We start from the raw sequence: 6,740 nt of genomic DNA on the forward strand, positions 1-6,740 counted from the left end.
GCTCGGTGTCAGTGCTGCGCGGTCAGGAAGGTGCCCGCGTGCAGCGTGGTGCCGAAGCCGGGCGCGAACTCGCCGTATTCGTAGACCAGGTGGCCGCCGACCACGGTGGCGGCCACCGCACGGTCATTGCGGTTGACCATGCGCTGCAGGCCCGCGACGCCGGGGAACGGCGCCTCGGCGTAGGCGCTGCTGGAGCCGTCGAAACCGGCGGGGTCGATGACGGCGATATCGGCGCGGGCGCCGACTCGCAGGTGACCGGCGTCCAGGCCGTACCAGTCCGCCAACTCGCCCGTGACCCGGTGGATCGCGGTCTCGAGCGGCAGGAATCCACGCTGGTGCGCGCGTTCGAGCAGACGCAGCCCGAAGTTGTAGAAGGCCATATTGCGCAGGTGCGCACCGGAATCGGCGAAACCCACCTGTATCATGGGCGAGCGCTGGAGCCGGTCCAGGACCTCCTCGCGGTCATTGGCGATGACGGTGCGCCACCGGAGCTTCGGGCCGTGCGTGACCGCCAGATCCAGCAGGGCGTCGGCCGGATGGATGCCGCGTTCGTCCGCTACCGTGCCGAAGGACTTGCCGACGACCTCTGGCTCGGGGCAGGCCACGATCACCGCGTCGTACAGGTCGCGGTTCCACACGCGTGGGCCGTACTTCTTGGCCAGGTCCTTGCGGAAATCGCGGCGATAGGATTCGTCTGCCAGCAGTTCGCCGCGCTTCATGACATCGCGGATATTGAGCGCGGCGACCCCGGAACCGAACTCCTCGAACACCACCAGATCCACGCCGTCGGCATACACCTCGAACGGGACCGGCAGGTGCTGCCACCGGAAGCGTGCTCCGCCAACGGTATTCACGATCCAGGCCGCGGTGGTGGCGGCACGGGCGACGGTACGGTCGGCCTTGACGTCCATGCCGGCGATGAGGGTGGTCTTGAGCGGCTTGCGGAAACGGCCCGCGCTCTCGGCGAAGTAGCGGGCGATCTCGGCGCGGGCGGTGAGGTTGGGCGTGCTCTGATGCACGCGGCCGCGGCGGCGCAGGATCGCATTGAGGGCGTGGTACTCCCGCCAGGTGGCATACGTGGACGGCAGCTGCCGGGTGGGGAATCGGACGCCCTCCAGCTTGGAGAACGAGCTGCGAATCGTGGACAGCCCCAGGAATCCGGCGTCGAGGGCGTCGTCGAGCATGGCGCACATGCGGGTCAGCTCGGCCTCCGTCGGCCGTGCCGCGGCATCCACCGCGCGGGCCAGGCCCATCACCGTGACGCGCATATCCGAATGTCCCAGGAACGCAGCGACATTCGCGCCGAGCGGGCGGTCGGCGATGGCTTTCGCATAGGAGTGCGGGCTGTCCCAGTCCTTGTGCTCCTTGACGGCCGAATGCACGGCGTCCCATGGCAGCGCCTCGACGCGCGCGAACAGGTCGGCGCAGTCCTCGGCCTCCGAATACACGGTGGACAGCGAGCAGTTTCCGAGCACGACCGAGGTGACCCCGTGCCGGACCGATTCCCCCAATCCGGGATTCCCGAGCACCTCGGCGTCGTAGTGGGTGTGCACATCGAGCATGCCGGGCATCACCCATCTGCCGGTGGCGTCGACCGTGCGCTCCCCGTCCGGAATCTCGCCGCCGATGACCGTGACCTTGCCGTCGGTCACCCCGACATCCGCGCGGACCGCCGGCTTCCCGGTGCCGTCGAACACCGTGCCACCGCGTATCACCAAGTCGCACCGAGCCATCGCCATCACCCTGTTCCTCAGCTCGCCGTTGAGGGTTTTTTACAGGCTATAACCGAAATGTGTGGTTGGTCACGGTTCATTGCGGCGGAAAATTATCGTTGCGGCCCACGCGATACCGGGCCACAGCCTGGGACTGTCCAGTCCCAGGCCGCGGCACTCCATGACGCCACGCCGGAGGTCGAATCGGATTCCGGCGGAATGGTTTTCATCCTCATCTTGCCGATCGGCGAGCAGTGCTCAGTTAGGCGTGGGGCAGAACGGTTCGCATGATGCGGGTGGTGCCGGTGCTGGTGCCTGTGGTTCCTCGAAGTGCGCGGAATTCACCAGCAGCAGGACTGCGATGGCGAATACGAGCACCGCGACGGACGCGACCGCCACGAATCCCCAGTTGAGTCTCGGGAAGGTGATGACCTTGGTACCGTCTTCGACGACGAGGAAGAGCACCGCGGCATTCCCCGGCGATCGGGACAATTGGGACAAAACGGTGTGACGCCACCAGTTTCCAGTCATGGCAGCACTCGCCCCTTGCTGAATTCTGTTGCGATTCTGCTGTGAGTACAGCAATCTCCAGGCTACGCCCGAAAAATCGCCATAGCAATCGGCTATTTCACGGTTTCCGTTCGGCCCCTGAGTAGTTCTGCGGTGGCGCGTACCCCGTCGTCCGGCGAGTATGAAAACCATTGCCGGACTATCCATGTGGGAGAGCGATGAACACCGATGCACGACGCCCCAAAGGGCTGGGCAAACGAGCCTGGCTGACAACGCACCTGGTCCGACGCGTTCTCCGCACGCTGGCGTGGTCGAACTTCGTCCACGTCACCGTGATCGGCCGCGACCGGATTCCGAAAACCGGCCCGGTCATCATCGCGAGCAACCACATCTCGATGCTCGACGCGGTTTTCCTCTGGGGAGCGCTCCGCCGCCGCGCCATCGCCATTGCCATGGCCGAACTGTGGTCCTGGCCGGTTATCGGCTGGCTTGTCCGTCGCCTGGGTCAGATTCCTGTCATTCGCCGCGACTCCGACTCCGGCCGCGATGCCATGGCCCAAGCAGAGCAAATTCTCCACCACGGCGGTGTGCTCATCATCTACCCGGAAGGCCGACTGGTCCCGCCCGGCGACCACGAACCCTACAAACCCGGCGTAGCCAATCTGGCCTTGACAACCGGCGTCCCCATCATCCCGGTTGCCACCACCGGCACCGACAATGTCCTCCCCATCCGCCGCGCCGCCACCCCCGCGCGCCCGTTCAACCGCCGCCACCCGGTAACCATCCACTTCGGCACGCCCATCGACCCCGCCGACTTCGACAGTCCCGAAAAACTCCTGGACCACCTCCGCCACCGAATCGAATCTCTCCAAACCCCTTGACTCCGGCTAGGGTCGCTGGGTGAATGTGCAAGTAATCCCAGGCCGACTGCTCGAAGCACCGACACCCGGGGCGACCGGGATGGATCGCCGGGCATTCGGTGAATTCATCGGTCCCCGAGGCGAACTCGCGTCCTACGCGTTCGGCTGGACGGTTGGCGCCGACCCGCACGCCGCTCGGTTCACCGTCGGAATCGGGGCGGGGAATCCTGGCGGCGGGACCTTTCATGCGGTGGTGTTCGTGCACGACAACACGCATGCCTTCGCCCTGGTCGACGACCCGTTCGAGAATGTTGCCGAGGGCGGCCCCGACCTGACCGCCGATCAGGCCCGTGCCCACGGCGACCTCCCCTTCGTCTGGTGGGTGGTCGACAATGTCATGGACCGGGACCCCAGGGCCTGGTGGATGCGTCACTGGCTCCTCGGGACGCAGTGCATCGAATCCACCGAGGTCTTCGAAAAGCGGGAGCCCATCGTTTCGGTCACCAATGGCGCCGCGGACAACCTCTGGCACCTGACCGGGATCACAGCCGCAACCGTCGACGGCCCCATCGGGCACCTCTACCACGCGATAGACGAGGACCCGTCTCTCGTGGATGTCCTGAATCTCGAGCCGGGCTCCCACTCCACTCGTACGGCACTGGGCAGCCCCTGGAGCCGAACTCCAAGGGCCGACTGAGATTTCCGACGCGTGCAGGAAGAACGCGGCTACGGGAGTATCGCGTCGGCTTCTATTTCGACCAGGAGTTCCGGGTCGATCAGTTGGGAGATTTGGAGCATGGTGGCGGCAGGGCGGATGTGCGCGAAGACTTCGCCGTGGGCCTTGCCCACTTCTTCCCAGCGGGAGATGTCGGTGACATAGATTCGGGTGCGGATGACGTTTTCGAGGGAGGCGCCGACTTCGGTGAGGGCGTCGGCAATTCGGCGGAGAGCCTCGCGGGTTTGTTCGGCGATATCGTCGCCGCCCACGGGCGGGCCGTCGGGGGTGGCGGCGGTGGTGCCGGCCACCGCGATCCATCGGCCGACGCGGACCGCGCGCGAATAGCCGACGATCGGCTCCCATTGGGCACCTGAGGAAACAAGCTGTCGAACGGTCATCGTCCTATTCTGCACACTGCCGGGAGTGTTCAGCAGACTGGAGCCACCTCCGCGCTACAGGCCGACGCCGTTGCGGAAGTGGTGCGTCATCGGTCGGGCAGGGCCCGGCACAGGGCTTCGAGTGCGGGGCCGAAACCGTGGTCGGAGGGGGTGCCGTAGCCGATGACCAGACCGTCGCGGTGTGGCATGCGGGCGGCGGGGTGACGGTAGCGGCGCAGGCCGTCGAGGGCCAGACCGCGGTGGCGGGCGGCATGCAGGGTGGAATCCTCTGTGCCGTCCGGCAATTCGAGGACTGCGTGCAGTCCGGCGGCAATGCCGCTGACCCGGATGTGCGGGGCCCGCTGGGCCAGGGTGCGAACCAGGAGATCGCGCCGGCGGCGATAGGTGGCGCGGGTGCGGCGGAGGTGGCGGTCGTATGCGCCGGAGGAGAGGAAGTCGGCGAGGGCCAACTGGGTGACCACGCCGACCCACATTTCACGACTTCCCTTGGCGGACAGGACATCGTCGATCAGTGAGTCGGGGAGAACCATCCAGCCCAGCCGCAGCGCGGGGGACAGGCTCTTGCTGACCGAACCCAGGTGGACGATCCGATCGGGGTCCAGGCCCTGCAGCGCGCCGACCGGCTGCCGGTCGTAACGGAACTCGCCGTCGTAGTCGTCCTCCAGCAGCACCGCACCGGACGCGCGTATCCAATCCAGCACGGCCGCCCGGCGTTCCGGATGCAGCGGGCCGCCCGTGGGGTACCGGTGTGCCGGGGTGAGGAGCACGGCCCGGGCGTCGGTGCCCGCAAGCTCGTCCACCGCAGCGCCACGGTGATCCACCGAGATCGGAATCGACTTGATCCCCTTGCCGTGCAGGATGTCTCGATAGAAATCCAGTCCGTACGCCTCCATGGCCATCGGCCCGTCCAGCACATCGCACAGCAGCTGCAGCCCGTGCGCGAAGCCGGAACAGATGATGATCCGCTCGGGTTCGGCCCGCACGCCCCGCGCCCGGCTCAGATACTCCGCCACCGTGCGCCGCAATTCCACCCGCCCGCGCGGATCCCCCACGCCGAACGCGTCATTGGGCGCGGCCGCCAGCGACCGGCGGGTCGAGGCCACCCAGTCGGTGCGCGGAAACGCCGCCGCATTACCGGGGCTGGCCGGCCGTCCTCGCGGTGACACTGGGCATCTTCGCCCTGATGACTTCCGAGCTGCTGCCGGTCGGCCTGCTCACCCCGGTCGGCTCCGCGCTGCATGTCTCCGAGGGCGTCGCCGGGCTGATGGTCACCGTTCCCGGCCTGGTCGCGGCCCTGTCCGCGCCGATCATCACCGTGCTCACCGGGCACGTCGACCGCCGCATCGTGCTGGCGGCCCTCATCGGCCTGATGGGCGCGGCCAACCTGGCCTCCAGTCTCGCAACGAGTTTCACGGTCGTGCTCATCGCCCGATTCCTGGTCGGCATCGCCGTCGGTAGCTTCTGGTCCATCGCGGGCGGCATCGCGCTGCGGCTGGTGCCCGAGCATCAGGTCGCCCGCGCCACCGCGGTCATCTTCGGCGGTGTCGAAACCGCCTCGGTGCTGGGCGTTCCCACCGGCACGTTCCTCGGCGACCTGAGCGGCTGGCGCACCGCCTTCGCCGCGATCGGGGTGCTCGGCCTGACCTCGGTGGTGTGCATGGTCTTCCTGATGCCGAGCCTGCCGGGCGAGCAGTCGGTCCACCTGCGGGACCTGCCGGCCGTGTTCAAATCCAATGCGGCCCTGCGCCTCGCGCTGATCCTGACCTTCCTGGTGATCACCGGCCACTTCCTGGCCTACACCTTCGTGCGCCCGATCCTGCACGAGCACGGCGTCGACGATCGCGCGACCGGGGTGCTGCTGCTGGTGTTCGGCATCGCCGGCATCTGCGGCAACTTCCTCGCGGGCGCCCTGGTCGCGAAAAGCCTGCGGCGCACCACCCTCGGCATCGGGGTGCTGCTGGTCGCGGCCATGGCCGCGCTCGCGCTCTTCGACATGAATGTCATTGCCGCCGGCGCGATCCTGATGCTCTGGGGCCTCGGCTACGGCGCCGTCCCCGTCACCTTCCAGACCCGCATCCTGCGGGCCGCCCCGGACACCACCGAAGCGGCGTCGTCGCTGTTCGTCTCGACCTTCAATTTCTCGATCGCCCTGGGCGCGCTGGCCGGCGGCATCGCGGTCGACCACGCGGGCCCGCTCAGCGTCCTCTGGCTCGGGGGCGGTTCGATCCTTGCCGCCCTGTTGATCCTCGGCGGCCGAGCCCGGACTCCCCGGCTCGCCACTGCCTAAGAGATGTCCCGTAAGTCATTGAGCGGCAACGGGTATCGTTTCTCCGGTGGTGATCTCGGCGACAGATCCGGTGATGGTGGAGTTGTTCTCCGGGCTGCGGCCACGCACGTTCGCTCGCCTGATCACCGGGTTGCGGCGCGAGGGCATCGACCGGCCGTTACGGGGCCGACCGTGGGGGTTGTGTTTCGAAGACCGGGTGTTACTGGTGGCCACCTACTGGCGGACGAACCTGACGATGCGTCAACTCGCGGCGGT

Annotated in this window: 8 protein-coding genes; 4 read left to right on the forward strand and 4 right to left on the reverse strand. The window is 67.4% G+C overall.

Features of this window, described 5'->3' with window-relative positions:
* Positions 1-8: 8 nt before the first annotated feature.
* Entirely contained in the window at positions 9-1,733 is a 1,725-nt protein-coding gene (locus ACFXN1_RS17915) for an amidohydrolase family protein (RefSeq protein ID WP_379439800.1), read from the reverse strand.
* Positions 1,734-1,970: 237 nt separating this feature from the next.
* The gene (locus ACFXN1_RS17920) at positions 1,971-2,414 is read right to left on the reverse strand and encodes a hypothetical protein (protein WP_379439788.1); all 444 of its coding nucleotides are present in this window, start codon (positions 2,412-2,414) and stop codon (positions 1,971-1,973) included.
* Positions 2,415-2,440: 26 nt separating this feature from the next.
* On the opposite strand from ACFXN1_RS17920, the gene ACFXN1_RS17925 reads away from it, so the two are divergent.
* Together ACFXN1_RS17925 and ACFXN1_RS17930 are read left to right on the forward strand one after the other, a co-directional pair.
* Positions 2,441-3,103, forward strand: coding sequence for a lysophospholipid acyltransferase family protein (locus tag ACFXN1_RS17925; RefSeq protein WP_379439789.1), 663 nt, complete (start codon positions 2,441-2,443; stop codon positions 3,101-3,103).
* Positions 3,104-3,122: 19 nt separating this feature from the next.
* Positions 3,123-3,779, forward strand: a complete 657-nt coding sequence (locus ACFXN1_RS17930; protein WP_379439791.1) for a hypothetical protein — start codon at positions 3,123-3,125, stop codon at positions 3,777-3,779.
* A 29-nt stretch (positions 3,780-3,808) separates the two neighbouring features.
* Here the strand turns inward: ACFXN1_RS17930 and ACFXN1_RS17935 are convergent, their stop codons facing one another.
* Together ACFXN1_RS17935 and ACFXN1_RS17940 are read right to left on the reverse strand one after the other, a co-directional pair.
* Positions 3,809-4,198: a RidA family protein gene (locus ACFXN1_RS17935; RefSeq protein ID WP_379439792.1), complete on the reverse strand. Its 390-nt coding sequence runs from the start codon at positions 4,196-4,198 to the stop codon at positions 3,809-3,811.
* 86 nt (positions 4,199-4,284) lie between these two features.
* Entirely contained in the window at positions 4,285-5,364 is a 1,080-nt protein-coding gene (locus ACFXN1_RS17940) for a PLP-dependent aminotransferase family protein (RefSeq protein ID WP_379439794.1), read from the reverse strand.
* 17 nt (positions 5,365-5,381) lie between these two features.
* On the opposite strand from ACFXN1_RS17940, the gene ACFXN1_RS17945 reads away from it, so the two are divergent.
* Both ACFXN1_RS17945 and ACFXN1_RS17950 read left to right on the forward strand, forming a co-directional pair.
* Positions 5,382-6,485 (forward strand): MFS transporter, encoded by a 1,104-nt coding sequence (locus tag ACFXN1_RS17945; protein WP_379439795.1) that lies wholly within the window; start codon positions 5,382-5,384, stop codon positions 6,483-6,485.
* Between the two features lie 73 nt (positions 6,486-6,558).
* Positions 6,559-6,740, forward strand: a 182-nt coding sequence (locus ACFXN1_RS17950; RefSeq protein ID WP_379463630.1) for a transposase family protein, incomplete at its 3' end; no start/stop codon positions are given.

Origin of the sequence: Nocardia sp. NPDC059154, from assembly GCF_042755705.1 — a bacterium.
Classification (GTDB): Bacteria; Actinomycetota; Actinomycetes; order Mycobacteriales; family Mycobacteriaceae; genus Nocardia.